The following is a 25193-nucleotide window of genomic DNA, read 5'->3' as shown; positions in this document are numbered from 1 at the left end:
TTCAAAGTTCTCATTGACCGATTGACCCGCGGCACTCACACGTGCAGCAGCAAATGCCGGCGCTCCCACGAACTGATCACGCGGAAAAACGCTTCGTATTCGGTCTCTTTCAGCGCGAGATACGCGCGGACGAACTGCTCGCCGAGTACGTCGGCAATTGGCTCGCACGCACTCATCAACGTCAGGCCTTCTTCGAGATTGCGCGGTAATTGGTAGGGCAATGCATAGCCGTCGCTCGCCAGCGGTTCGGTTGGGGCGAGCCGCTGCGTGATGCCGAGATAGCCGGCGGCCAAGGTCGCGGCAATCGCCAGATATGGATTGCAATCGACACCCGGAATGCGGTTCTCGATGCGGCGCGCGACCGGCGTCGAATGCGGAATGCGAAAGCCCACCGTGCGATTGTCGTAACCCCACGCGACGTTGATCGGCGCAGCCATGAAACGCGACAGGCGCCGATACGAGTTGATGTACGGCGCGAAGATCGGCATTAGCGCCGGCGTGTATTTCTGCAAGCCGGCGATATAGCCGGTGAAAAGCGATGTCGGTTCGCCATCCGCGGCGGTAAACAGGTTGCGGCCGGTTTCCATATCGACGAGGCTCTGATGCATGTGCATCGCCGAGCCCGGCTCGCCTTCCATCGGCTTTGCCATGAAGGTCGCGTACATCTTGTGGCGCAACGCCGCTTCGCGCACGGTGCGCTTGAATAGAAACACGCTGTCCGCGAGTTTGAGCGGATCGCCATGCATGAAGTTGATTTCCATCTGCGCGGCGCCGACTTCGTGTATCAGCGTGTCGACTTCGAGTTCCTGCACGTCGCAGTACTCGTAGATGTCTTCGAACAGCGGATCGAATTCATTGACCGCTTCGATCGAATACGCCTGGCGTCCGGTTTCCGCGCGACCCGTACGTCCAACCGGCGGTTGCAGCGGCAGGTCGGGATCGCGGTTCATATCGACTAAATAGAACTCGAGTTCCGGCGCGATCACCGGTTTCCAGCCGCGCGCCTTGTATAGATCGAGCACGCGGCGCAACACGCAGCGCGGCGAGATTTCGACCGGCGTGCCATCGAAATGAACGCAGTCGTGAATCACTTGGGCGGTCGGGTCGACTGCCCACGGAATCATCCGGATCGTGCTCGCGTCGGGTACGCACACCATGTCGGGGTCGGTGACGCCGGTCAGCGAATCGCTTTGCGGATAATCGCCGGTCACGGTCTGAATCATCACCGCCTGCGGCAGACGCATCGATTCGCCCGATTCGAACTTGCTGCGCGGAATGATCTTGCCGCGCGCGATGCCGGCCATGTCCGGAATAATCGCTTCGATTTCGGTGACGTGATGCTTTTTCAGAAAATCGTCGATGTCATACATGATTGTTCTCTCTGTTTTGATCCGCGACCTGGGACATGCGAGCAGGGTTGCGTGTATTCATGCGCTGGCGGCACGCGTCGCCGAAGGCGCGAAATATCGCGGTCGATAACGCGTCGTCCGCGTGTCTCCATTCCGGGTGCCATTGCACGCCGAGCGCGAATGCGCGGGCGTCGCTGACGCTGATTGCTTCGATCAGGCCGTCCGCCGCGAGTGCTTCGACGTCGAGGCCTGCGCCGAGTCGCGCAATACCCTGACCGTGCAATGAATTCACCCGCGCTTCGTGGGCGCCGCCCGCAAGGCGCTGCAGCATGCCACCGCGCGTCAGCACGATCGAATGCGAGGTGGCGTATTGCACGTCGAGCGAGTCGTCCTTGTTCTCGCGATGGTCGTTCAGTCCGCCGACCGCATGAACGCTTTGATGCAAGGTTCCGCCGAATGCCACGTTCATTTCCTGCAAGCCGCGGCAGATGGCGAGAACCGGTACGCCGGCCGCAATCGCAGCGCGGATAAGCGGCAACGTGGTTGCATCGCGCGCCGGGTCGTGCAATGTATCGGGCTCGCTCGAAGCGCCGCCGTAACGGTGCGGCTCGACGTTCGTATAGCTGCCGGTGAATAGCAAGCCATCGACAGCGGCGAGTACATCGTCGCTGCACTGGCGCTCACCGAGAGCCGGCACCAGCATCGCGAGCGCTTGCGAGCCCTCGACGATCGCGGCGATGTACTTTTCACCGGCCACGTGCGATGGATGAGCGCCGAGCATCGTTCTATCGGCGGTGATGCCTACTATTGGTCGGTTTCGCATAATGAATAGGCGTGTCGATCCCACGCCGCACACCACGTGAACGGCGTTAAATAGCGCGCGCGACGAAATGGGAAAACGCGAAGGCGAGGCGAAGCCAAAGCGAATCCGCGCAATCACGCGCAGCGCTAATCAGATTAGAAGCGGTTCGATTGAATCCGTCGTAATGCGCGGCAATCAGTCAGCGCCGCGTGGACGCAAGCAGACAGCTCGCGAAACGCGTGCGAACGGACGAATCGAGCAGCGAAAATAGACTAGAGAAGAGAGGCGCTACGGCAGCAGCGAGGCGACTTCGTCTGTGCGCACCGCGATGAACGCGCGTGCGGAGAGGACGTTGCGGCGTCGAACGGAGCGACGCGACAGGACTGTGATGACGGACAGAAAGCGGCGAAACGCAAGGCTGCCGTTGCTGCCGTCGGCGCTGGCGCCGTCAGCGCAAATACCACGCGCCTGACTGCGATTCCAATTCACCAAAGGGCCTCGGACTCTCACGATGACACTCGACTGGCGTAGTTGAGGGTATTGAACGCTCTGTTTCGAATCCACAGCGGATATTGAAGAAACAGGACGCGGGTCGATCGAGAAGAAACGGTACTAAACGGTAAAGGCTTAGTTCGCAGCGCCGCTCACGCAATCTCCCAATAGCTAGGATATACGAGCTAAAAATGCCGTCAATTTATTTTTGTTTTTTGGCAAGACGGCATCAAGCGTGAGGCCGTGTGCCTAGTCTGCAATTCGTTCACTCCGCGAGACGGGCGCGCACTGTGTATTCGCCTTCGTTGCCCCTGTCTTCGAGCATGTGCGCCATCGCCGTATTGAAGTCGGGTGGCAGTGGCTCGACTGGATAGCCGCGCTTTTCCCATGCGTCGAGTCCGCCCTTAAGGGCGCGCACATGATGAATGTTCTTGCGATGCAATTGCCTGACGATGCGCTTCGCGGTCGCTTCGTTCGGACACACGCAATAGACGACGATCGGCCGCTTCAGATACTCCGGATGAATCGGATCGGGCGATTCCAGATCGAGTGGCCGTGCGCCGGCAATGCGATGCGATTCCTTTTCGCGCACGGTGTGCGGGCGCGCGTCGAGAATCAGCGGCGGTTCGTTCGACTTCATCATCGCGTCGAGCTGATCGGGCGAAATGCGTGCATGCGCGAGCCAGCGGCGAAACTGCAAACGGCGCAGCCAGCGATACAGCAGAACCGCCGCGAAGATCACCGCGAACGTATCGAAGATCGTGCCGCCGTTGCGGCGCACGAACAGCATCAATTGGACGATCTCATCGTGCAAGGCGGCGCCGCCGATGATCCAGACGCTCGCCCACAGCGTCGCACCGACCATGTCCCACAACAAGAACACGCCGATGCCGATCGCGGTCGTGCCGAGCAGCGGCGCGGAAATCAGGCCGAGACCGGGCAGGAACTTCGCGACCGTCAGAATCGGCGCGCCATAGCGCTCATAGGTATTGCGCGCGACGCGCACCGTGGTGTCCAGCGACAGCGAGAAGCGCACGAGGTAATTGAGCAGACGGCGGCCATACGCGCGTCCGGTAAAAAACCACAGCGAGTCGGCGATCAGCGTCGCACCGACCGCCGCGCAAATCATGTTGACGTAAGAGGCTTCGCCCACCGCGGCCATCGTTCCCGCGAGAATCAGCATCGGCGCGGCCGGAATCGGCATGCCGAGCTGCGTGACGAGCACGCTCATGAAGACGGCCCACACGCCCGCAGACGGTGGAATAGCGACCGGGAAATGCCACACAACCGCGCTCCTGATAAGCCAAATAAAGGGAAAAGAATCGTCTGCGCCGAGGCCGATACGAGCCTCTAGCGACGCGAAAGACGGATTTAAGCACAGGCGGCGAGTCGGCGTTATGAAAGTGCGCCGACAAAGTGGCGCGCGAGCGACGAATGCGCATGGCGCACCGCGCCATGCGTGCATGCGCCGCGCGACAAGTGGATCAACGCGGACTGAGCAGCGGGATTTGCCTCGCTTCAGGCGAGGCGGTCCAAAAAGCGGCCTGTCGCCTTACGCATCTTCGGAGGGATCATAGGGCACCACGCGCTCATGCTCGTCCGCGTGATTGCGCGCGACGATCGCGCGCGCCGCGGCGTTCGCATCGAGATTGAACGGCTGATGCGGCACGCCGGGCGGAATGAACAGGAAGTCGCCCGGCTCGGTGATGACCGACTCGCGCAGGCCCGGGCCATAGCGCGTCTCGATCTTGCCTTCGAGCATATAGATCGCGGTTTCGTAGTCGGCGTGATAGTGCGGCTGCGCATGGCCGCCGGGCGGGACCACGACCATATACATCGACAGTCCGGTGGCACCCGCGGTGCCCGCCGAAATGCCGACGAAATAGGGCAACCGCTGCATCGTCGCCATTTCCCGTTCCGGGCGCACCTTGATCACAGGGGCCCGCGCGTCGTGCCTGACGTTTGACATGGTCGCTCCTTTCGTCGCCGCCGTGCCGGGCGGCTTCATGCATGCCGAACTGAAAGTCTAGACGATTCGGGCGGCAATATCGGACCTGGTGAAGCGCGGGCGACCGCCAAAACGCGTTGCTACAATGATCGGCATACCCCCGACCAAGATCACGGAGACAGCGCATGGCCACGCTTCAGCCCATCAGCCGCTACCCGGTCCCCGAGCCGAGCGAGTGGCCCGAAGACATCAGCGCCCGCATTCTCGAAGTGCAGGACAAAGCCGGTTTCGTGCCGAACGTGTTTCTGACGCTCGCGCATCGGCCCGATGAATTTCGCGCGTTCTTCGCTTATCACGATGCGTTGATGCTGAAAGAGGGCGGTCTCACCAAGGGCGAGCGCGAGATGATCGTGGTCGCGACGAGCGCGGTCAACGATTGTCTTTACTGCGTGGTCGCGCACGGCGCGATTCTGCGCATCTACGAGAAAGCGCCGCTGCTCGCCGATCAGCTTGCGGTCAATCATCGCAAGGCCGACATCAGCGAGCGCCAGAAGGCGATGCTCGATTTCGCGCTGAAGGTGTGCCGCGCGTCGGGCACGGTCGACGAAGAAGACTTCCAGACGCTGCGCGGCCACGGCTTCACCGATGAAGACATCTGGGACATCGCGGCAATCACCGCGTTTTTCGGGCTATCGAACCGGATGGCGAACGTGATCTCGATGCGTCCGAACGACGAGTTCTATCTGATGGGGCGCGTGCCGAAAGCCGCCGCGGATGCGCCGAAGAAGTAGCCGCGACTGGCATTGCTTCAGCTTCTCTACCGGCATTGCGCATCACGCCTGCGCGGGACGCGGCGCATGCCGCGCGGGCGTCGTCACCGCCGTGTCGTCGATCGGGAAATGCAGCAGCGCCGCGAGCAATCCCGCCGCGACCGTCGCTACCCAGATCAGCGAGTACGAACCCGTCAGATCGAACACGAGGCCACCGAGCCACGCGCCGAGAAACGAGCCGATCTGATGGCTCAGAAAGCACACGCCGAACAGGCTGCCGAGGTGACGCGTGCCGAACACCTTGGCGACGAGCCCGCTCGTCAGCGGTACGGTACCGAGCCACGTCAGGCCCATCACGGCCGCGAAAATCACCACGGACACCGCGCTTTTCGGCAGCGCGAAGAACGTGGCGATCGTCGCGCTGCGAATCAGATAAAGCCAGCCGAGCACATGATGCTGGCGGAACCGGCCGCCGAGCCAGCCGCACGCCCAACTGCCCGCCATATTGAACAGGCCGATCAGCGCAAGCGCGGTGGCGCCCAGCCCGATCGGCATATGACACAGCGTCAGATACGCGGGCAGATGCGTCGCGATGAACGCGAGCTGGAAGCCACAGGTGAAGAAGCCGAGCGTCAGCAGGCGGTAGCCGCGATGGCGCGTCGCTTGTGACAGAACTTCGCGCAGCGGAGTCGCGGGCGCGTCGTCGAACCGGACCTGGCCCGCCGCATGCATCCGCGCGCGACGGTCGAGCACGATGCCGAGCGGCGCGATCAGCAGCATCACGAACGCGAGCACGAATAGCGAGGTCGCGATGCCCGCGTGCAACCGGATGCCTTGCACGAGCGGCACCATCAGCACCTGTCCGGCGGAGCCGCCGGCGCTGACGAGGCCCATCGCGACGCTGCGCTTCTCCGGCGACGCCATGCGGCCGACCGCCGGCAACACCACGCCGAAGGTCGTGCAGCTGACGCCGATGCCGACCAGCAGCCCCATGCCGATCACCAGCATTGCGCCGCTCGGCGCGACCGCCGACAGCGCGAGTCCGGCCGCGAACGTCGAAGCGCCGAACCCGACGACCGGCGCCGAGCCATAGCGATCCGCAGCCGCGCCCGCGAACGGCTGCGCGAAGCCCCACACGAGGTTGTGCAGCGCGATCGCGAAGGCGATCAACGTGACCGGCAGACCGCGGTCGAATGAGAACGGGCCGATGAACAAGCCGAAAGTCTGGCGGATGCCCATCGCGGCGCTCAGGATCAGCGCGGCGGCGACGATCACGATCGTGGTGGTGACGGTCGTCGCCGGAGCGACGGCGGGGGTGGGTTGTCCGGTGTGGGTGGTCGACATGGCGGCTTCTCCTTGGCCACCATCGTCGCAGCCCGCCGCGTGGCCGGCAAAGGAAAAGATTTCGACGATAGGTGAGCGCCGCTCACCTGTGGGCTGCCAGATCGCCGTCCGCGGCCGCGTCGGCATGCGCGTCGAAGGCCGCCGCCTCGTCGACGAGCCAGCGCCTGAAATCGGCGAGCTCGGGCCGCCGGATCGCGCTGTCCGCATTCTCCGCGCTGACCAGCCAGTACGCGGTGGTGGATGCGATGGTGGGCGCGCAAGCCTCGACCAGCGCGCCGCTCGCCAGATCGCCATCGACCAGCGGCTTGCGGCCGAGCGCAACGCCGAGGCCCATACTGGCCGCTTCGAAGGCGAGCTGGATCGTGTCGACGTGCAAGCCGGCGTCCATATCGATGCCGCCGGTGCCGGTTGCATCGAGCCACGCCTGCCAGTCTTCACTCGCGGCGTTCACGTGAATCAGCGTCGCGCGTCGCAGGCTCGGGACGCCGTGCTCGTCGCGCAGCGTCGCCAGGTGAGCGGGGCTGCACACGGGCACGAAACGCTCGCCGAACAGGCGCGTCCATGCGGTGCCGGCGACCGGCGCTCGGCTCATGCGGATCGCGAAATCGAAGCCGTCGACCGGGAAACCGACCTGGCGGCGCGATGTATCCACGCTCACGTTGATATTTGGCCAGCGCGCGCGAAAACCCGCGAGGCGCGGCAGCAGCCAGCGCGACGCGAAGGTCGGCGCGCAGCTGAGCGTGATCGACCGATCCGCGCGGTAATTGGGCAGACGCTGCGTGCCGATCGCGATCAGCGAAAAGGCCTCGGACACGTAGGACAGATAATCCGCGCCAACCGCCGTCAGCGAGATGCCGCGCGGCTCGCGCACGAACAGCTCGACGCCGAGCGCTTCCTCGAGCCCGACGATGCCATGACTGATCGCGCTCGGCGTGACGTTCAGCTCGGCGGCGGCGAGCTTGAAACTTTGATGCCTGCCGGCTGCTTCGAAAAAACGGAGCGCTGGCAGGGGTGGCAGACGAAGCGGCATATGCATTCCCCAGGGCGGCCGCGTCGCGCGTGGCGCGCGTGCCGCGCGGTGTTGGCGGGTGTAATGGGCGTGCTGTTTGGCGCAAGCATACCTTGCGGTGGCGCCTCGCGAGTGTGTTGCCGAACCGTGGGCAAAAGCGGCTGCAAAAAGGCTGCCGCTTAAAAATCATTGGCGGCCCTGTCGATTTTTCGCGGTCTCATCCGTCGTCGCTTGTAGGAAGGGCGGCAAAGCACAGGCAGCCGCCCGTCTTCCGTCCGTTTTTCGCACGACTTCTCACAAGGAGATGGCTGATGAACGACGCAAACACATCGATGCATACGCTAAAACCGGCCCGCGAACTGGCCGACCTGCCTCAACGCTTTCCCGGCGAGAGCGCCGAATATCGACGCGCGCGCAACGCGTTGCTCGCCGAGGAGATCGAGCTGCGCCGCCAGATCGAGCGCGTCGCCGCGCAGCGCCGCGCGCTGCCGGCGGGCGGCATCGTGCCGCAGGATTACCGCTTCGACGGCGAAGCCGGCCCGGTCACGCTAGCGCAGATGTTCGGCGCGCACGACACACTGGTGACCTACAACTGGATGTTCGGACCGCAACGCGCGCGGCCGTGCCCGATGTGCACGTCGCTATTGAGTGCGTGGGACGGCGAAATGCCCGATATCCTGCAGCGCGTCGCGTTCGTGGTGATCGGCCGCTCGCCGATCGACAGGCTCGTCGCGTTCAAGCAGGAGCGTGGCTGGCGGCATCTGCGGCTCTATTCGTCGGGCGGCAATACGTTCAATAGCGATTACGCAGCCGAAGATCCCGCCGGCGACGACGTTCCCGCGCTCAACGTATTCACGCGCACGGGCGGTGTCGTGCGGCACTTCTGGGCCGAGGAGATGGGGCCATCGACGTCGGACCCCGGGCAGGACCCGCGCGGCGCGCCCGATCTGATGCCGCTATGGACGATCCTCGACATGACCCCCGGCGGCCGCGGCACCGACTGGTATCCGAAGCTGGCGTACTGAGCGGCACGGCCGCAAAGCGATCGAGCGCTACGAATGCGTCTCCACCGCATGGCTTTGCGCGAGCGCGGTCCACAGGAACGTGCCGACCGCGCTTGCCCGCATCGGCAGGCTGAACAGATAGCCTTGCACCGCGCGCGCGCCGAGCGCCTTCACGACCTGGGCCTGCAACGGCGTTTCGAGTCCTTCCACCACGCATTCGAGTCCGAGGTTGCGGCACAGGTCGATCACGGATTTGATGATCTTCTTCGACGCGCTGTTGGTATCGACGTCGGAGACGAAGCTGCGATCGATCTTGATCGCGTCGAATGGCAAGCGATGCACGTAGCTGAGGCTCGAATAGCCGGTGCCGAAATCGTCGAGCGACATCCGGCAGCCGGCCTGCTTCAGCATTGTCATCGCACTGTGCGCCTGCTCGAAATCGCGCGTCAACGCGGTTTCGGTGATTTCGAACGTCACGCGATGCGGCGACACACCGCTTGCGGCGACGATGTCGATCAGGCGGCGGGCGCGTGCCGACGTCGAGATATCGATCGCGGACAGGTTGAACGACAGATACAGATCGGCCGGCCAGTGTGCGACTTCGGCGAGCGCCTGGCGCAGCAGCACATCGGTGATGCCGAGAATCAGTTCGGTACGCTCTGCGATCCGAATGAATTCCTCCGGCCTGACCATGCCGAGCCGCGCGTTGTGCCATCGCCCGAGCGCTTCGAGGCCGATCGGCCGGTGGGTGAGCAGATCGTAGATCGGCTGGAACTCGAGGAACAGCTCCGCTTCGAGATCCGCGTGGCGCAACTCCTGGGTGACGAGGCTTAGCCGCCGCATCTGCGTTTCGTGTTCGGTCGAGAAAATCACCGGCATGCCGCGGCGGTTCTCCTTGCCGACATAGAGGGCGGCGTCGGCGCGTTCGAACACTTGCGCGACCGTCGAGCCCGCGTCGGGAAACGCGGCCCAGCCGATCGTGCCCGACAGCTCCGCGACATTGTCGGCGACCTGGTAAGGCCGACTGAGCGCGTCGCAGATCCGCTGCCCCAACTGAACCAGCGCTTCGTTCGACATCTTGTGACGCACGAGCACGCCGAATTCGTCGCCGCCCAGACGCGCGAACATCAGCCCCGTCTCGCTGATCGACACGAGCCGCGTGCCGACTTCCTGCAGCACGAGATCGCCGCTCGCGTGACCATATATGTCGTTGACCTGCTTGAAGCCGTCCAGATCGATGAGCCCGACGTTGAAGCCGCCGCCGGTTTCGAGCGCCTGCTCGCGGATCGCGCTCAGCGCCGCGAAATAGCTGCGCCGGTTCGGCAGGCCGGTCAGGCTGTCGATGTTGGCGAGCCGGTAGTTGTCGTCGCTGAGCCGTTGGGTGTTTTGATGGCTTGCCTGTAGTTCGCGTTGCGCTTGCACGGCGTCCGCAAACGTGCGGCAGTAAAGCTGGATGACCACCGCGAGCGCGACGCCGACCAGCGTCATGTCGACGGCCATCGCGAAGAACACCGGCGAGCCGCTGGACACGAGGAACCCGGAGAAACTCAGGAGGACGATGCAAAGCAACAGAAGCGCGGCCTTGCGCAGGTGGATCAGGCAGAACATGCTGCCGACCAGCGTCGTCGCCATGTAGAACGCGACCTGCGCCTGCTGATATGCACCGCCGTACGGGAACAGCAGCAGCGACCAGCCGCTGAACGCGACGCCGAACAGGCCGACGATCCACGTCACGCCGCGCAATTCGCGGACCACCTGGGCGTCCGTCATCGTCCGGTTGCGTTTGCGCCACCAGCGCACGCAGCGAAGCACACACAGCGCGGCGAGCGCGCCGGGCATATATATCGACAGCCAGGCCGGCGCGCTGTCCAGATGCGTCGCCGCGACCGCCGCCGTGTTGACGAGCAGGATGAAGTAGAGAAGCGGTACCTGGCGGCTGAACGCGTGCAAGCGCGCACGCATCAGCGCACGGTCACCGTCGGCGACCGACAGTACCTGCTTCAGTCTTGCGAGCCAAACCATCACCGTCCTTTTAACGTTTGCGCGCTAAACGCAGCTGTTTATATCGGCGCGAAGATGGTTAACTTGAGCGTTCCGGGAGGTAAAGAGCAGCGCAGCCAAGGGTCCGTGAACCCGACGGCATGCTTGCGAATCGTCGTGCGGTAAGTACTACCTGGCGGCGCCGGAAGCAGGCGTTTATGCCGGATGCCGATGGCGGAACTCTCGACGAAAGCTGGCTATCGCGCATGCTCGAAGTTGGGGCATGACAGCACCCGCTGCGGCTGCATGGCAGTGCCGGGCTGGCCGGCTGGAGCAGGGGCGCCTCGCGGCGCTGACGAGACGAGCCGGACCGCGTCGGCGCCCGCATTCGCGAGCACGTATTTTTCCGGGCCATCGTCCGGCTGCCAGTACGCGCGAAACACGTCGCCGTCGCTGAACACGAGCAGCTTGCCGTGCACCGTTGTTCCGCCGCCGACGAAGTCGACCGCTTCGCCGTCGCGTAGCGAAAAGCCCTGCGCGGCACTGGAATTGGTTGCGCCGACGAGGGTCGCGCACGGGCTGTCGCTGGCCGCCGCAGCCACCGATGACAACGCGCAGAGCAGCGCGCATGTTGCAAAGTGGCGAATTCTCACTTTTTTATGTCTTGCAGAAAGTTTTCTTGTGATGTGTTTCGCAAATAGCGCGCCCGCGCTTCACGAAAAGGGCTATCGTCATCGGGAAGGCCGCGCGGGCTCGCATAACGCGACCTAAAGTACTGAAATTGCAACGGATTGTGATGCGCGGCAAACGCTCATGAGATGGCGCGCGCACATAAGCCCGCGATTCTTATGGCAGTTTGCGACGGAAAAACGTCAAACCGGCGCTCCGGGCTTGATACAAGCCTTACACCAAGGGTTTGCGCGAAGGTGCGCCTATGCGTTAGTGTGTCGGTCCCGGCGCCTCAGAGTGGCGCCGGTTCCATGATTACCATACGGGAAGTGCTATGAACAAACAGGAACTGATTGATGCAGTCGCCGCAGCGACGGGCGAAAGCAAAGCGGCAACCGGCCAGACCATCGACGCGATCGTCGAGGCAGTGACCAAGGCCGTGGTGGGCGGCGATACGGTGCAACTGGTCGGTTTCGGTTCGTTCTCGACCGGCGCGCGCGCAGCACGCGTGGGCCGCAATCCGTCGACGGGCGAAGAAATCCAGATCGCCGCGGCCAAGACGGTGAAGTTCACCGCGGGCAAGGCGTTCAAGGAAGCCGTCAACGCGTCGTAAGCAACGCGCTTCACGCCGGAGCATTCGCGGTGCGCTTTGCAGCTTCCTGTGAGGCGCACGCGTGAATGATGCGATAGGCGTGAGGTTCACGCGCTGCCCAACCCGGCCAGGCGGTTTGCCCTGGCAACTGGCGCGGCGCGTGTGCCTGGCTCCTTGGGCCAGGCGTTCTCGTCCTCGATCGGCCCCGAGCGGGTCGCGAGCGGAGCCGTCGCCGAACCGCGGTCGCGCGGTTCGTGCGTTGCGCTGTCAGCCGGCGCGGCGTTTGCGGGTTGCCTCGGCGAGGGTGGCGAGCACCGGCTCGGTCTGCGCCCAGCTCACGCAGGCATCCGTGATCGACACGCCGTAGCGCAACGGCACACCGGCCTTCAGATCCTGACGGCCTTCTTCCAGATGACTTTCGAGCATCACACCGATGATGCGGCCTTCGCGCGCCGACAGTTGCCGCGCGATATCGTCCGCGACCTCGATTTGCCGCAGATGCGACTTGTTCGAATTCGCATGCGAGCAGTCGATCATCACCTGTTCGCGCAGACCCGCTGAACGCAGCGCTTCACAGGTCGCCTGCACCGACGCGCTGTCGTAGTTCGGTCCTTTCTTGCCGCCGCGCAGGATCACGTGCGCGTCGTCGTTGCCGCGCGTTTCGAAGATCGCGGCCATGCCCATTTTCGTCATGCCCATGAACGCGTGGCTCGCACGCGCCGCGACGATCGCGTCGGCGGCGATCTGCACGCCGCCGTCGGTGCCGTTCTTGAAACCGATCGGGCAGCTCAGTCCCGACGCGAGCTGACGATGACTCTGGCTCTCGGTCGTACGCGCGCCGATCGCACCCCACGCGATCAGATCGGCGATGTATTGCGGGCTCAGCAGGTCGAGGAATTCGGTCGCGGTGGCGAGACCCAGACCGTTGATATCGAGCAGCAACTGCCGCGCGCGACGCAGTCCTTCGTTGATGCGGAAGCTGCCGTCCAGACGCGGATCGTTGATATAGCCTTTCCAGCCCACCGTCGTGCGCGGTTTCTCGAAGTACACGCGCATCACGATCAGCAGATCGTCGCGGTAGTGATCGGCGGCGGCCTTCAGCTTGCGCGCGTATTCGATCGCCTGGTCGTGGTCGTGAATCGAACAGGGCCCGACGATCATCACGAGCCGGTCGTCGCGGCCGTGCAGAATGTCGGCGATTTCGACGCGGGTCTTCTCGACCAGCGTCTGCACCGCGGGCGGCACCGGCAGTTCGTCCTGCAGCAGCGCCGGCGAAATCAGCGGACGGACCGCGCCGATGCGCACGTCGTCGATGCGCGTGGTGTCCTGGGTGGCGTCGGCCGAACCGACTTCCTGATCGTGCAGGGGATTGTCGAGGGCGCTCAAGATGTTCTCCGCAATCGGTTGATGAGGCGGTCTTGCCGCCTGACTATGCGAGCGCCGCCGCGACGTGGGCGCGCGGGCGCTGCGTGGGTTTGACGTGGACCGTGCGGGCTGGCTGGCTGCGTGCCTCGGGCGAGGTTCGGCGCATGGTGTTGCGTCGGGCTTGACGCGACGCCGCCGCGACCGCGCACGGATGCGCTGGCGCGATTATGACACTCGTGCCGGCCTGGCGGCAGGCGGATTCAGAGCTTCTTGATCAACGCCATCGCGGCGGCCGGATTGCGCTCCTTGAAGCCGCTGATCACATACAGATAGACGTCGCGCTTCGCTTTTGTCGCGGGCGGCTCGGCGCAGGTTTCCAGATCGTCCGGCGTGATGCCCGCGGCGAGCTGGCGCGCGCGTTCGGCCCATGCGTCGAGCTCTTTCGTCGAATAACCTTTGGCTTGCTTGTCGCTCGTGCCCATGATGCGCGCGTACACGAACGGCGCGGTGATGTCGGCGATCTGCGGATACTCGCTGTCGGCCGCGAGCACGACCGCGACCTTGTACTTGCGCGCCAGCACGATGAACTCCGGTGTCCTGAACGAATCGTGACGAACCTCGACCGCATGCAGCAGCTTCTGTCCTTCGATGCTCGCGGGCAGCAGCTTCAGAAAGGCCTCGAAATCGTCGGCGTCGAACTTCTTGGTCGGCGCGAACTGCCAGTTGATGGGCCCGAGCTTCTGTTTGAGCAGCAGCACGCCGCTTGCGAAGAAGCGCTCGATCGTGTCGCCGGCATCGGCCAACACCTTGCGATTGGTCGCGTAGCGCGGCGCCTTCAGGGAGAAGACGAAATCGTCGGGGGTTTCCTGAAACCACTTTTCGTAGCTGGCCGGTTTCTGCAAACCATAGAACGTGCCGTTGATTTCGATCGACGTCAGATGCCGGCTCGCATATTCGAGTTCGCGGCTTTGCGTGAGGTCTTCCGGATAAAACGGGCCGCGCCAAGGAGCGTACGTCCAGCCGCCGATGCCGATGCGAATGCGTGCGGCGGACGCGGACTTTGACGGCGCTTCGGTTGATTTTTTCGTTGGCGCTTTCTTTGTGGCTTTCGGCTTGTCGCTGCGTTCTTCGCCGGACTTCTCGCTTTGCTTGCTGCTTTCCTTCGCGCTTTTCGCTGCGGGCACTTTGGCTCTCCTTCGGGCTGCGGCGGGAAAGCTCGTAGATTAGCCGCTTTTTTTGCGGCGCGCGGCGCTGGCTTCGTCAAAGCGCCGGCTCGCCGCCGCCACTTCCACGCGAAAACGCTGCAATGCACTAAGCGCAAGATCGGGAGGCGTCAGCGCGGCCCACAGCACGTCGATCAGCTGATCGGCGGTGGCCTCGATATCGATCTGCCGGTTCGCCAGTGTCGCGTCCCACAGCACGTGCTCCATCGGGCCGAACACCATCGAGCGCAGCAGGCGCAGCGGCATGTCGGCGCGAATCTCGCCGCTTTGCTGGCCTTGCGCGAGCACGCGCATCAACGGCGCGGTGTAGCGGCGCTGCAACTCGGTCAGCGCTTCGCTGAGTTCGTGATGCCGCGCGCGACCTTCGGACAGCACGAGTGCGCACAGGTCGGTGCCGTTCACGAGCATCAGCCGCAGATGCATGCGCACGATGAACGCGAACTGCTGGCGCACGTCGCCGTCGCGCGGCAGGCCCGCTTCGATCGCGTCGATGATCTCGTCGTACCAATCGCCGATGACCCGGGCGCACAACTCACGCTTGCCGCGAAAGTAGCTGAACACCGTCGCCTCGGAAATGCCGAGGCGCTGCGCGATTTCCGCGGTCGTCGCGCGCTCGTAGCCCTTTTCGGAAAACACGTCGCGCCCCGCCTGAAGGATCTCCTTCACGCGCTGCTGTGACTTGCGCCCGGCCGGCTGGCGACGCGAGACAGGTAATCCGGCCTTCTCGGCAACCGTCATATGAGTCGGATTCAGATTTTGAAGCAGGTTGGGGGTAAAACTGGCGTTTGAGCGCCGCGAATTTGCCTGACGACCGCGATACTATCACCGAATCGGCTGTCTGGAGCAGCTTTGCGAATTTTCTGAGTAACACTCAAAAATACCTATTGACGCTTACGTCAATCTGGCGTGAAATGCGCGATGACATGCTCTCGCGTGCCGCTTCGCGTTCCGTCAGCGGCCGCCCACGAACTCAGGAGACACCGCAATGCCCAATCTGCCCGGTTTGCAGTTCCCGCTCGGCGAAGAGATCGAAATGCTGCGCGACAGCATTGCGTCGTTCGCCGCCAAAGAAATCGCGCCGCGCGCCGCAGAAATCGATCGCACCGATCAGTTTCCGATGGACCTGTGGCGCAAGTTCGGTGACCTCGGCGTGCTCGGCATGACGGTCTCCGAAGAGTACGGCGGCGCGAACATGGGCTACACCGCGCACATGGTCGCGATGGAGGAAATTTCGCGTGCGTCGGCCTCGGTCGGCCTGTCGTACGGCGCCCATTCGAACCTGTGCGTGAACCAGATTCATCGCAACGGCACCGAAGCGCAGAAGCGCAAGTATCTGCCGAAGCTCGTATCGGGCGAGCACGTCGGCGCGCTCGCGATGAGCGAGCCTAACGCAGGCTCGGACGTGGTCAGCATGAAGCTGCGCGCCGAGAAGAAGGGTGATCGCTACGTGCTGAACGGCACCAAGATGTGGATCACCAACGGCCCCGACTGCGACACGCTGGTCGTCTATGCGAAGACCGATCCCGAAGCGAATTCGCGCGGCATTACCGCGTTCATCGTCGAGAAGGGCATGAAGGGTTTCTCGGTCGCGCAGAAGCTCGACAAGCTCGGCATGCGCGGCTCGCACACCGGCGAGCTGGTGTTCCAGGACGTCGAAGTGCCGGAGGAAAACATCCTCGGCGAGCTGAACGGCGGCGTCAAAGTGCTGATGAGCGGTCTCGACTACGAACGCGCGGTGCTCGCGGGTGGCCCGACCGGCATCATGGTCGCGGTAATGGACGCGGTGGTGCCGTATATCCACGACCGCAAGCAGTTCGGCCAGTCGATCGGCGAGTTCCAGCTGATCCAGGGCAAGGTCGCCGACCTGTACACGACCTTGCAGGCATGCCGTGCGTATCTATACGCGGTGGGCCGCCAACTCGACACGCTCGGTAACGAGCACGTGCGCCAGGTCCGCAAGGACTGCGCGGGCGTGATCCTGTACACGGCGGAGAAAGCCACGTGGATGGCCGGCGAGGCGATCCAGATTCTCGGCGGCAATGGTTATATCAACGAGTATCCGGTCGGGCGCCTGTGGCGCGATGCGAAGCTCTATGAAATCGGCGCGGGCACGAGCGAGATCCGCCGCATGCTGATCGGCCGGGAGCTGTTCGCCGAAACGCTGTGATGCAAAACGAACGGCCCTCTGGAGAAGCCACGTCATGCCGATCATCGAATCAAAACTGAACCCCCGCTCGGACGACTTCCGCGCGAACGCGGCGGCGCTCGAAGCGCTGGTCGCCGATCTGCGCGCGAAGATCGAGCAGCTCGCGCAGGGCGGCGGCCAGGCCGCGCGCGACAAGCACACGAGCCGCGGCAAACTGCTGCCGCGCGAGCGGATCGCATACCTGCTCGATCCGGGCACGCCGTTCCTCGAACTGTCGCAACTGGCCGCGTACGGCATGTATAACGACGACGCGCCGGGCGCGGGCGTGATCACCGGCATCGGCCGCATCGCGGGGCAGGAGTGCGTGATCGTCTGCAACGACGCGACCGTGAAGGGCGGCACCTACTATCCGGTCACGGTCAAGAAGCACATGCGCGCGCAGGAAATCGCCAGCGAGAACCGCTTGCCGTGCGTGTACCTCGTCGACTCGGGCGGCGCGAATCTGCCGAATCAGGACGACGTGTTTCCCGATCGCGATCACTTCGGCCGCATCTTCTACAACCAGGCGAATCTGTCGGCGGCGGGCATTCCGCAGATCGCGGTCGTGATGGGCTCGTGCACCGCGGGCGGCGCGTATGTGCCGGCGATGAGCGACGAGTCGATCATCGTGAAGAACCAGGGGACGATTTTTCTCGGCGGACCGCCGCTCGTCAAAGCCGCGACCGGCGAAGTGGTCAGCGCCGAAGATCTCGGCGGCGGCGACGTGCATACGCGTCTGTCGGGCGTCGTCGATCATCTCGCGCAGAACGATGCGCATGCGCTCGGGATCGCGCGCAGCATCGTCGGCAATCTGAATCGTGTGAAGCCGACGCCGCTCGCGTTGCAGGAGCCGAAGCCGCCGCGGTACGACACGCACAGCATCTACGGCGTGATTCCGGTCGACACGCGCAAGCCGTTCGATATCCGCGAGGTGATCGCGCGCATCGTCGACGATTCCGCGTTCGACGAATTCAAGGCGCGCTACGGCACGACGCTCGTGACGGGCTTCGCGCATATCTGGGGGCATCCGGTCGGCATCGTCGCGAACAACGGCATTCTGTTTTCGGAGTCGGCGTTAAAGGGCACGCACTTCATCGAGCTGTGCTGCCAGCGCAAGATTCCGCTCGTGTTCCTGCAGAACATCACCGGCTTCATGGTCGGCCGCAAGTACGAAAACGAAGGCATCGCGCGAAACGGCGCGAAGATGGTGACGGCCGTTGCGACCGCTAAGGTGCCGAAGTTCACGGTGATCATCGGCGGCTCGTTCGGCGCGGGCAACTACGGCATGTGCGGCCGCGCGTATTCGCCGCGCTTCCTGTGGATGTGGCCGAACGCGCGCATCTCGGTGATGGGCGGCGAGCAGGCGGCGTCGGTGCTCGCCACGGTCAAGCGCGACGGCATCGAAGCGAAGGGCGGCAGCTGGAGCGCGGAGGAAGAAGAGGCGTTCAAGCAGCCGATCCGCGAGCAATACGAGCATCAGGGCCATCCGTACTATGCGAGCGCGCGGCTGTGGGACGACGGCGTGATCGACCCGGCGCAGACCCGCGACGTGCTCGGCCTCGGCCTGTCGGCGGCGATGAATGCGCCGATCGAAGACACGCGCTTCGGCGTGTTCAGAATGTGATGGCGCGCGGCGCCGCGCTGCGAGAAAGTCAGCCAAAGGAGTGCTACGCATGCAATACGAAACGCTGAAGGTCGAGGTTGCCGGCCAGATCGCGACGGTCACGCTCAATCGTCCGGACGTGCGCAACGCGTTCAACGAAACGATGATCGCCGAGCTGACCGCCGCATTCACCGCGCTCGACACCCGCGACGACGTGCGCGCGGTCGTGCTCGCCGCGAACGGCAAGGCGTTCTGCGCGGGCGCCGACCTGAACTGGATGAAGAAAATGTCCGGCTACTCGGACGACGAGAACCGCGCCGATGCGATGCGTCTCGCGGGCATGCTGTCGGCGGTATATCGCTGCAACAAGCCGGTGATCGCGCGCGTGAATGGCGACGCGTATGCGGGCGGCATGGGCCTGATAGCCGCATGCGACGTCGTCGTCGCGGTGGACAGCGCGCACTTCTGCCTGTCCGAAGCGCGGCTCGGGCTGATTCCCGCGACGATCGCGCCGTATGTGATTCGCGCGCTCGGCGAGCAGGCGTCGCGGCGCTACTTCGTCAGCGCCGAAGCGTTCGACTGCGCGACCGCGTTGCGGCTGGGTCTCGTCAGCGAAGCGGTCTCCAGTGCCGAGCAGCTCGACGCAACGGTCGCGCAGCTCGCGCAGGCGCTGTGCGCGAACGGCCCGCAAGCGGTGCGCGCCTGCAAGCGGCTCGTGCAGGACATCGCAGGCCGCGAATTGAGCGACGCGCTGATCGAAGACACGGCAGTGCGGATTGCGAAGACGCGAGCCGGCGCCGAAGGCCGCGAGGGCGTCGCGTCATTCCTCGAAAAGCGCCCGCCGGGCTGGCGCCACTGACATGCCCCGCTGACAACAACCGCCCCGTACCGCCTATTTCATCGAGACACTCATGTTCAACAAGATCCTGATCGCCAACCGGGGTGAGATTGCATGCCGCGTCGCGGCGACCTGCAAGCGGCTCGGCATCGCGAGCGTGGCCGTCTATTCGGACGCCGACGCCAACGCGAAACACGTCGCCGCCTGCGACGAAGCGGTGCATATCGGCGGCTCGACGGCGGCGCAAAGCTATCTGCGCATCGAACGCATCATCGAAGCCGCGCGCGCGACCGGCGCGCAGGCCATACACCCGGGCTACGGCTTCCTTTCCGAAAACGAAGACTTCGCGCAAGCGTGCGAGGCAGCCGGCATCGTCTTTATCGGACCGCCGGTCGAAGCGATCGCCGCGATGGGCTCGAAGGCCGACGCGAAGGTGCTGATGCACGCGGCCGCGGTGCCGCTCGTGCCCGGCTATCACGGCGATGACCAGCAGCCGCAGTTGTTGCAGGGCGAGGCCGACGCGATCGGTTACCCGGTGTTGCTGAAAGCGAGCGCGGGCGGCGGCGGCAAAGGCATGCGCGTGGTCGAGCGCAGCGCCGACTTCGCGGCCGCGCTGCTGTCGTGCAAGCGCGAGGCGGCCAGCAGCTTCGGCAACGATCGCGTGCTGATCGAGAAGTATCTGACCAGGCCGCGGCACGTCGAAGTCCAGGTGTTCGCCGATCGGCACGGCGGCGCCGTTTATTTGTTCGATCGCGACTGCTCGGTGCAGCGGCGGCATCAGAAAGTGCTCGAGGAAGCGCCCGCGCCGGGGCTGTCGGCCGAGGTCAAACGCGCGATGGGCGAAGCGGCCGTGGCCGCCGCGCGGGCGGTCAATTACGTCGGCGCGGGTACGGTCGAGTTCATCATGACGCCGACCGGCGAGTTCTATTTCATGGAGATGAACACGCGGCTGCAAGTCGAGCATCCGGTCACCGAGATGGTGACGGGGCAGGACCTCGTCGAATGGCAACTGCGCGTTGCCGCGGGCGAGGCACTGCCGCTCACGCAGCAGCAGTTGAAGCTCGACGGCCACGCGATCGAGGCGCGCATCTACGCGGAGCATCCGGCCCGCGGTTTTTTGCCGTCCACCGGCATGCTCAAGCATCTGCGCATGCCCGAAGGCGTCGAGTTCGCGATCGACGCGGCCGGCTTAGGCGCGGCCGGACTCGGCGAGCCGGGACGCAAGGCACCGGTGCGGATCGACAGCGGCGTGCGCGAGGGCGACACGATCACGCCGTTCTACGATCCAATGATCGCGAAGCTGATCGTGCACGGCGCGACGCGCGAGGAGGCGTTGGCGCGGCTCGCACGCGCGCTGCGTGCGTGCGAGGTGGTCGGGCCGCATACGAACGTCGAGTTTCTGCGGCGCATCGTCGCGAGCGAGCCGTTCGTGAGCGGTGACCTCGACACCGGTTTGATCGAGCGTCATCACGAGGCGCTGTTCGCGCCGGCACAGAAGCCGTTCAAGGAAGCGCTCGCGCTCGCGTGCGCCGCGTTGCTGACGCGCGAGGGCGGCACCGCGCACGGCGCATCGCCGTGGGACGCGCTGTCGCACTGGCGGCTCAATAGCGGCTACACGCAAACGCTCGGCTGGCGCGTGATCGACGACCGCGCCAACGACGTCAGCCCCGAGTCGTTCACGGTCGTTTTCGCGCGCAACGGGGACCCGCAAGCGCTCGTGCAAACCCTCGAACACGACGGCGTGCGCGAGGACTTCAGCTGGTCGGTCGGCGCGGGCGCCCACGAATTCCGCGCGACGATCGGCGATGCGCGCGTGACGGGGCGCGTATTTGTCGACGGCGACAGGTTCCACGTGTTCTGCCACGGCGAGACGCTCGCATTCGAATGGCAGAACCTGCTCGCGCATGCTGCGGATGCCGAGCACGGCGAAGGCCGTCTGACCGCGCCGATGCCGGGCAAGGTGATCGCGGTGCTGGTCGAACCGGGCGCGGTGGTCGAGAAGGGCGCGCCGCTGATCGTGATGGAAGCGATGAAGATGGAGCATACGATCGGCGCGCCGGCGGCCGGCACCGTCGCCGAGGTGCTGTATACGGTCGGTGATCAGGTCACCGACGGCGCGCAGCTGCTGGTGCTGGACGTGCAGCAGGCGGGTGGATGAGCGCGCCGAGTGGCAGATGAGGACCGCGTGAATCAAGCGAGCCGCGCGTAGCCCGCGGCACGCGCCTCGCTTTCGAGCTCGCCGATGCGCGCGTAGTCGGTCAGCGGCAGCGCCGAAAAACCTCTCAAACGCAGGCGTTTCGCTCGCTCGGGGCGGATGCTCAGCGTCTCGTTCAATGCGTCGCGCAGCGCGGCGATCGTGGCCGGCGGCACATTGGCCGCGGCGATCAGCGGCAAGCCCGGCGACGCGGCGGTCATGCCGATCGCGCGCACGCGCCGCGCCAGTTCGGGCAGCACATCGCCAACGAAGGCGAAGGTCACGCAGTCGATCGCGGCGACGTCCGCGCGATTGTCCGCGACCGCGCGCAGCGAGCCAAGATGCGAGCCCGTACGCAGCACGGAGCCGAAGAACATGCCGGCGCGAGCGAGCGGCGCGACCGCGTGGCGAAACGCGTTCATGCCGCTGTTCGAATCGTCCTGGTTGTAGGCGGCGCGTGCGCCGCGGCACGAGGCGAGTGAGTCGAAGCGCGCGTCGGCGCGCGTGACCAGTACGCTCGAGTAATGCGCGCCGTCGCAGCCCGGCGCATCGAAGCAGGGTGTCGCGACCAATTGCACCTGCGCTTGAAGCCCGTGCATCAGCGGATAACCGCAGGTCTGCGAGATCAGCAGGTTCGGGCGCCGCCAGAAGCCGTGCAATTCCTCGTCCGGTTCGACGATGCGGCACGCGGGCTTGACCCGGTGCAGCACGTCGTCGAGCCACTCGCGCCATTCGAGGCCGAGCGCGGGCGTCACGTTGTACATCGGCAGTGCAGCGATCCAGCTCATGAAGGGCGTTTCTCGCACGCCTAATGTCTGACCAATTTGAAATCGTCCAGACCGAGGTGCACCGGCTCGCTCGGCGTGTACTGCCAGCGCTGCGCGGCGACCGAGAGGATCTCGTCCTGCGCATCCTCGAACGCGACCAGCAGGTCCTCCTTGCGACGGCTCTCGGCGCCGCAGAACTCGACCAGCGCGTCGGCGCTGACTTCAAAAACCTGCGCGCGATCGTCGCAGCACACCCGGAACGCGACCGTCGCGCATTCCGTCACACAGGGCCGAAACCCCTCATCGACATAGACCGACATGGCGAACTCCTTCCAACGCCTGAATCGACAGGATGACAAACCGCGCCTGCCAGGTATGTGGGAGAACCGGCATTGACGGCCAAATGCCCGGCGCCGCGGCAGGCACGACGGTCCGGAAACTGGCGGAAAGTAAGCCAGAAACTGGCGGCGGACTCGTTCAAGCCCGAGCCAGGGCCGCGGCGCGAACCGTGGCCGGAGGGAAGACCGCGGCGATTCGCTCGCCATCGGTCCTGCCTCGTGGTGGGCCGCCGCGAGTCGGAATCACGGCGGGCACTGCTCAGAAGACGCTTAAATCGGGCGCTCCAATCCAACGTTGAAATCGGCGCGCGAACTGCTCGCGCCGGTCTCGCACTGTCTTTGGGATTTTCCCACCAACCTCGCGGTGTAGATCCGCGTAGGTATCCACTTTACGATTAGCGCGCGTTTTGTGCAGGCGATGAGTCCGGCGCGGCCGGCTGGGTTACGTGAGCGCCCGAGAAATTGAGCCGGCGGATCAGCGGACCCAAGGTCGTCGCTTGAATCAGCAGGCTGAACACGACGACCAGATACGTGACGCCGATGAACATTTCGCGTCCGTGAAACTCGGGCAGCGAGAGCGCGAGCGCAATCGAGATGCCGCCGCGCAGTCCGCCCCACGTCAGCACGACAGCCGAATGCGGACTGAGCCGCCGGAACTTCTGCAGCGCGAGCAGCGGAATCGCGACGCTGGCGCCGCGCGCGAACAGCACGACCGGAATCGCCGCGAGCCCGAGCCAGACGATCTCGAAGCGCAGCGACAGCGCAATGATTTCGAGTCCGATCAGCCCGAACAGCACGAGATTGAGCAACTCGTCGAGCAAGTCCCAGAAGTTGAACAGATGCTCGCGCGTCTTCTCAGACATCGATGTCGACGCGCCGTGATTGCCGATCACGAGCCCCATGATCACGACCGCCAGAGGCGCCGACACGTGCAGCGCTTCGGCGAGACTATAGCCGCCGGTCGCGAGCGCGAGCGTGATCAGGATCTCGACTGGATAGCTGTCGATGCCTCGCAGCAGCAGCGACGCGCCGAAGCCGAGCGCCGCGCCGAGCACGAGCGCGCCGGCGACTTCGCGCAGCAGATCGAACGCGATCGCGCCCGCGGAAAACTCGTTTGCGCCGGTCGCGAGTCCGACTAGTGTGACGAACGCGACCACGGCCGTGCCGTCGTTGAACAGCGATTCGCCGGTGATCTTGGTTTCGAGGCTTTCGGGCGCCGCCGCCCGCTTGAGCACGCTGAGCACCGCGATCGGATCGGTCGGCGAGATCAGCGCGCCGAACGCGAGGCACCACAGCAGGCTGACCGGTTGGCCGAGCCATTGCGCCGCGTAGTAAAAGCCGAAGCCGACCACCGCGATCGAAATCAATACGCCGATCGTCGCGAGCATCAGCACCGCGCGCCGCTGCGTGCGCATCTTCGACAGATCGACGTGCAGTGCGCCGGCGAACAGCAGCAGGCTTAGCAGGCCGTGAAACACGATGTCGGCGAAATCGATCTGCACGACGATCTTGCGCGCGGCGATCGCCATCGCCGGATAGTAGAAGCCGAGCGCCGAAATGCCGACGCAGACGACGAGCCCGACTGCGGTGATGCCGAGGGTGTCGGGTAACCTGATGAAGCGATAGTTGAGGACGCCGAACAGCGCGACGATGGCCAACAGCGCGCCGGCAATCTGGAAGACGCTCATCGTGCATACTCCCACGTTTCGCGGCGGCGCGAACGCGTGATCATCGTGGCAGCGAGGTAACTTGCGCGAAGAGGCATAAAACCGGCAGGCAGAGAAAGCCGCCACGATTGCGATATTGAAGCAGCGAGATGTTTCACCAGCAATTCCTTATTCAGGCTCATTCAATCCGATAAACGATCTACGGTTTGCAATGACACGATCGTTGCCGCTGGCGATAGAGCGACGTACCGCTACAGACGCCTTATTCAAACTCGACGGACGATGCGATCAGACGCAAAGTACTTTATCGGACCACAAGCGGATGACGGCGAACCTGTTGGAGCCAGGCTCGCCAGAAGGTGCCGCGATGGGCAATGATAGTGTTCGGACCACTGAAGCGCCGGGCGAGTTCCGGTCTTTATTTTGGGATATAGCTTTTTTATTTCGAGATCTTCCGCACGGCTTGATTCGTCACGATCTATTCAATTTGATCTGAATTGGCAATATCAATTTGTAGTTCGCTTTGTCGTCCGATGACACCCACTATTGGCCATGTGCGACGCCGGAATTGGCATGCCGAAAACAGGGAAAGCCCTAACCGAAAATCGCCGAAGATCTGACAATTTTTGACAATTACGAGTCGAGAATAATGCAGCAACGATACATGATCTCCGCGGTGCGTGTGGGTCCCAGACAGGGCGTGCCCGTCTCCTCTGCGTCCTGTTGTTTTAATCCCGCTCCCCCTGTGCGGGATTTGTTTTGCCTGATTGAAATCGCGGGCGCTCGATAACGCACTGTCACATCGGCACGACAACAGAAAACGCAAGAAAAAAGCCTCGAACGCGAAGCGCGATCGAGGCTGCCGAAGGACAGACTCAATGCCTGTCTGGGAAGGTCGATCGGACCCGTAGACGGGCGGCATCGTAGGTAGCAGCGGTGTTCATACCGGCACCTCGTCATCGAGCAGCGTGTCGTAGAGTGCCGCCGATGGCGTCTCAACCACCACTTCGGGACACTGGGGCTGATGCGGTGCAAATTCGTGACGCAACTGCTC

At 64.2% G+C, this 25193-nt stretch carries 23 protein-coding genes; 8 read left to right on the top strand and 15 right to left on the bottom strand.

All coding sequences use genetic code 11. The annotated features are described in order from the left end of the window. Positions 1-35 precede the first annotated feature (35 nt). The 5 genes from AB3X94_RS24160 to AB3X94_RS24140 form a co-directional block, all read right to left on the bottom strand. Positions 36-1370 (bottom strand): glutamine synthetase family protein, encoded by a 1335-nt coding sequence (locus tag AB3X94_RS24160; protein WP_176106475.1) that lies wholly within the window; start codon positions 1368-1370, stop codon positions 36-38. Further along, the gene (locus AB3X94_RS24155; protein WP_368612939.1) at positions 1363-2172 is read right to left on the bottom strand and encodes a gamma-glutamyl-gamma-aminobutyrate hydrolase family protein; all 810 of its coding nucleotides are present in this window, start codon (positions 2170-2172) and stop codon (positions 1363-1365) included. The genes AB3X94_RS24160 and AB3X94_RS24155 overlap by 8 nt, the downstream gene beginning before the upstream one ends. 267 nt (positions 2173-2439) lie before the next feature. Next, the gene (locus AB3X94_RS24150) at positions 2440-2661 is read right to left on the bottom strand and encodes a hypothetical protein (RefSeq protein WP_241496023.1); all 222 of its coding nucleotides are present in this window, start codon (positions 2659-2661) and stop codon (positions 2440-2442) included. 247 nt (positions 2662-2908) lie between these two features. Beyond that, positions 2909-3928: a rhodanese-like domain-containing protein gene (locus tag AB3X94_RS24145; RefSeq protein ID WP_176106473.1), complete on the bottom strand. Its 1020-nt coding sequence runs from the start codon at positions 3926-3928 to the stop codon at positions 2909-2911. A gap of 267 nt (positions 3929-4195) precedes the next feature. Next, positions 4196-4612: a cupin domain-containing protein gene (locus AB3X94_RS24140; RefSeq protein WP_176106472.1), complete on the bottom strand. Its 417-nt coding sequence runs from the start codon at positions 4610-4612 to the stop codon at positions 4196-4198. Between the two features lie 164 nt (positions 4613-4776). Here AB3X94_RS24140 and AB3X94_RS24135 point away from each other — a divergent pair, with 164 nt between their 5' ends. After that, positions 4777-5382, top strand: a complete 606-nt coding sequence (locus tag AB3X94_RS24135; RefSeq protein WP_176106471.1) for a peroxidase-related enzyme — start codon at positions 4777-4779, stop codon at positions 5380-5382. A gap of 42 nt (positions 5383-5424) precedes the next feature. Here the strand turns inward: AB3X94_RS24135 and AB3X94_RS24130 are convergent, their stop codons facing one another. Both AB3X94_RS24130 and AB3X94_RS24125 read right to left on the bottom strand, forming a co-directional pair. Continuing rightward, positions 5425-6705 carry an MFS transporter gene (locus tag AB3X94_RS24130; RefSeq protein WP_368612938.1) on the bottom strand — a complete coding sequence of 427 codons (1281 nt, stop codon included), beginning with the start codon at positions 6703-6705 and terminating at the stop codon, positions 5425-5427. 82 nt (positions 6706-6787) lie between these two features. Continuing rightward, positions 6788-7735, bottom strand: a complete 948-nt coding sequence (locus AB3X94_RS24125) for a LysR substrate-binding domain-containing protein (RefSeq protein ID WP_368612937.1) — start codon at positions 7733-7735, stop codon at positions 6788-6790. Between the two features lie 290 nt (positions 7736-8025). Between AB3X94_RS24125 and AB3X94_RS24120 the strand changes: the two genes are divergently transcribed. Continuing rightward, complete coding sequence (locus tag AB3X94_RS24120; protein ID WP_368612936.1) at positions 8026-8739, top strand: DUF899 domain-containing protein; 714 nt, start codon at positions 8026-8028, stop codon at positions 8737-8739. Between the two features lie 27 nt (positions 8740-8766). Here AB3X94_RS24120 and AB3X94_RS24115 read toward each other — a convergent pair whose 3' ends face one another. Further along, a complete protein-coding gene (locus AB3X94_RS24115; protein ID WP_368612935.1) occupies positions 8767-10740 on the bottom strand; it encodes a putative bifunctional diguanylate cyclase/phosphodiesterase in 1974 nt (657 codons plus the stop codon). 215 nt (positions 10741-10955) lie between these two features. Beyond that, positions 10956-11351, bottom strand: a complete 396-nt coding sequence (locus AB3X94_RS24110; RefSeq protein WP_368612934.1) for a hypothetical protein — start codon at positions 11349-11351, stop codon at positions 10956-10958. A gap of 350 nt (positions 11352-11701) precedes the next feature. Here AB3X94_RS24110 and AB3X94_RS24105 point away from each other — a divergent pair, with 350 nt between their 5' ends. Continuing rightward, positions 11702-11980, top strand: coding sequence for an HU family DNA-binding protein (locus AB3X94_RS24105; protein ID WP_167039836.1), 279 nt, complete (start codon positions 11702-11704; stop codon positions 11978-11980). A gap of 246 nt (positions 11981-12226) precedes the next feature. Here AB3X94_RS24105 and AB3X94_RS24100 read toward each other — a convergent pair whose 3' ends face one another. From AB3X94_RS24100 to AB3X94_RS24090, 3 genes are all read right to left on the bottom strand, one after another. Beyond that, on the bottom strand, positions 12227-13345 hold the full coding sequence (locus AB3X94_RS24100) for a 3-deoxy-7-phosphoheptulonate synthase (RefSeq protein WP_281374985.1): 1119 nt from the start codon (positions 13343-13345) through the stop codon (positions 12227-12229). Between the two features lie 239 nt (positions 13346-13584). Further along, the gene (locus AB3X94_RS24095; protein WP_368613028.1) at positions 13585-14364 is read right to left on the bottom strand and encodes a DUF72 domain-containing protein; all 780 of its coding nucleotides are present in this window, start codon (positions 14362-14364) and stop codon (positions 13585-13587) included. A gap of 183 nt (positions 14365-14547) precedes the next feature. Continuing rightward, the gene (locus tag AB3X94_RS24090; RefSeq protein ID WP_368612933.1) at positions 14548-15285 is read right to left on the bottom strand and encodes a TetR/AcrR family transcriptional regulator; all 738 of its coding nucleotides are present in this window, start codon (positions 15283-15285) and stop codon (positions 14548-14550) included. A 247-nt stretch (positions 15286-15532) separates the two neighbouring features. On the opposite strand from AB3X94_RS24090, the gene AB3X94_RS24085 reads away from it, so the two are divergent. The 4 genes from AB3X94_RS24085 to AB3X94_RS24070 are packed head-to-tail and all read left to right on the top strand — an operon-like array spanning position 15533 to position 21331. After that, a complete protein-coding gene (locus AB3X94_RS24085) occupies positions 15533-16714 on the top strand; it encodes an isovaleryl-CoA dehydrogenase (RefSeq protein ID WP_176106463.1) in 1182 nt (393 codons plus the stop codon). 34 nt (positions 16715-16748) lie between these two features. Then, positions 16749-18356, top strand: coding sequence for a carboxyl transferase domain-containing protein (locus tag AB3X94_RS24080; RefSeq protein ID WP_368612932.1), 1608 nt, complete (start codon positions 16749-16751; stop codon positions 18354-18356). A gap of 49 nt (positions 18357-18405) precedes the next feature. Then, positions 18406-19194, top strand: coding sequence for an enoyl-CoA hydratase/isomerase family protein (locus AB3X94_RS24075; RefSeq protein ID WP_368612931.1), 789 nt, complete (start codon positions 18406-18408; stop codon positions 19192-19194). Between the two features lie 52 nt (positions 19195-19246). Then, positions 19247-21331, top strand: a complete 2085-nt coding sequence (locus AB3X94_RS24070; RefSeq protein WP_368612930.1) for a biotin carboxylase N-terminal domain-containing protein — start codon at positions 19247-19249, stop codon at positions 21329-21331. A 32-nt stretch (positions 21332-21363) separates the two neighbouring features. Here the strand turns inward: AB3X94_RS24070 and AB3X94_RS24065 are convergent, their stop codons facing one another. From AB3X94_RS24065 to AB3X94_RS24055, 3 genes are all read right to left on the bottom strand, one after another. After that, positions 21364-22155: a phosphate/phosphite/phosphonate ABC transporter substrate-binding protein gene (locus tag AB3X94_RS24065; protein ID WP_176106459.1), complete on the bottom strand. Its 792-nt coding sequence runs from the start codon at positions 22153-22155 to the stop codon at positions 21364-21366. 20 nt (positions 22156-22175) lie between these two features. Next, positions 22176-22454, bottom strand: a complete 279-nt coding sequence (locus AB3X94_RS24060; RefSeq protein WP_368612929.1) for a DUF1488 family protein — start codon at positions 22452-22454, stop codon at positions 22176-22178. 413 nt (positions 22455-22867) lie between these two features. Then, complete coding sequence (locus AB3X94_RS24055; protein ID WP_176106458.1) at positions 22868-24160, bottom strand: sodium:proton antiporter; 1293 nt, start codon at positions 24158-24160, stop codon at positions 22868-22870. Between the two features lie 115 nt (positions 24161-24275). Between AB3X94_RS24055 and AB3X94_RS24050 the strand changes: the two genes are divergently transcribed. Continuing rightward, positions 24276-24635, top strand: a complete 360-nt coding sequence (locus AB3X94_RS24050; RefSeq protein ID WP_176106457.1) for a hypothetical protein — start codon at positions 24276-24278, stop codon at positions 24633-24635. Positions 24636-25193: the final 558 nt, after the last annotated feature.

The organism is Paraburkholderia sp. BR10923 (assembly GCF_040948765.1).
Taxonomy (GTDB): domain Bacteria; phylum Pseudomonadota; class Gammaproteobacteria; order Burkholderiales; family Burkholderiaceae; genus Paraburkholderia; species Paraburkholderia youngii.
Note: the sequence above shows the minus strand (reverse complement) of the source record. Positions and strands in the feature narration are given on the sequence as shown.

What these genes read in the sequence shown, in the direction of transcription:
- AB3X94_RS24160 (WP_176106475.1), bottom strand. Translation starts at nt 1,370, where the DNA reads ATGTATGACATCGACGATTTTCTGAAAAAGCATCACGTCACCGAAATC.
- AB3X94_RS24155 (WP_368612939.1), bottom strand. Translation starts at nt 2,172, where the DNA reads ATGCGAAACCGACCAATAGTAGGCATCACCGCCGATAGAACGATGCTC.
- AB3X94_RS24140 (WP_176106472.1), bottom strand. Translation starts at nt 4,612, where the DNA reads ATGTCAAACGTCAGGCACGACGCGCGGGCCCCTGTGATCAAGGTGCGC.
- AB3X94_RS24135 (WP_176106471.1), top strand. Translation starts at nt 4,777, where the DNA reads ATGGCCACGCTTCAGCCCATCAGCCGCTACCCGGTCCCCGAGCCGAGC.
- AB3X94_RS24130 (WP_368612938.1), bottom strand. Translation starts at nt 6,705, where the DNA reads ATGTCGACCACCCACACCGGACAACCCACCCCCGCCGTCGCTCCGGCG.
- AB3X94_RS24125 (WP_368612937.1), bottom strand. Translation starts at nt 7,735, where the DNA reads ATGCCGCTTCGTCTGCCACCCCTGCCAGCGCTCCGTTTTTTCGAAGCA.
- AB3X94_RS24120 (WP_368612936.1), top strand. Translation starts at nt 8,026, where the DNA reads ATGAACGACGCAAACACATCGATGCATACGCTAAAACCGGCCCGCGAA.
- AB3X94_RS24115 (WP_368612935.1), bottom strand. Translation starts at nt 10,740, where the DNA reads ATGGTTTGGCTCGCAAGACTGAAGCAGGTACTGTCGGTCGCCGACGGT.
- AB3X94_RS24105 (WP_167039836.1), top strand. Translation starts at nt 11,702, where the DNA reads ATGAACAAACAGGAACTGATTGATGCAGTCGCCGCAGCGACGGGCGAA.
- AB3X94_RS24090 (WP_368612933.1), bottom strand. Translation starts at nt 15,285, where the DNA reads ATGACGGTTGCCGAGAAGGCCGGATTACCTGTCTCGCGTCGCCAGCCG.
- AB3X94_RS24085 (WP_176106463.1), top strand. Translation starts at nt 15,533, where the DNA reads ATGCCCAATCTGCCCGGTTTGCAGTTCCCGCTCGGCGAAGAGATCGAA.
- AB3X94_RS24080 (WP_368612932.1), top strand. Translation starts at nt 16,749, where the DNA reads ATGCCGATCATCGAATCAAAACTGAACCCCCGCTCGGACGACTTCCGC.
- AB3X94_RS24075 (WP_368612931.1), top strand. Translation starts at nt 18,406, where the DNA reads ATGCAATACGAAACGCTGAAGGTCGAGGTTGCCGGCCAGATCGCGACG.
- AB3X94_RS24070 (WP_368612930.1), top strand. Translation starts at nt 19,247, where the DNA reads ATGTTCAACAAGATCCTGATCGCCAACCGGGGTGAGATTGCATGCCGC.
- AB3X94_RS24065 (WP_176106459.1), bottom strand. Translation starts at nt 22,155, where the DNA reads ATGAGCTGGATCGCTGCACTGCCGATGTACAACGTGACGCCCGCGCTC.
- AB3X94_RS24060 (WP_368612929.1), bottom strand. Translation starts at nt 22,454, where the DNA reads ATGTCGGTCTATGTCGATGAGGGGTTTCGGCCCTGTGTGACGGAATGC.
- AB3X94_RS24055 (WP_176106458.1), bottom strand. Translation starts at nt 24,160, where the DNA reads ATGAGCGTCTTCCAGATTGCCGGCGCGCTGTTGGCCATCGTCGCGCTG.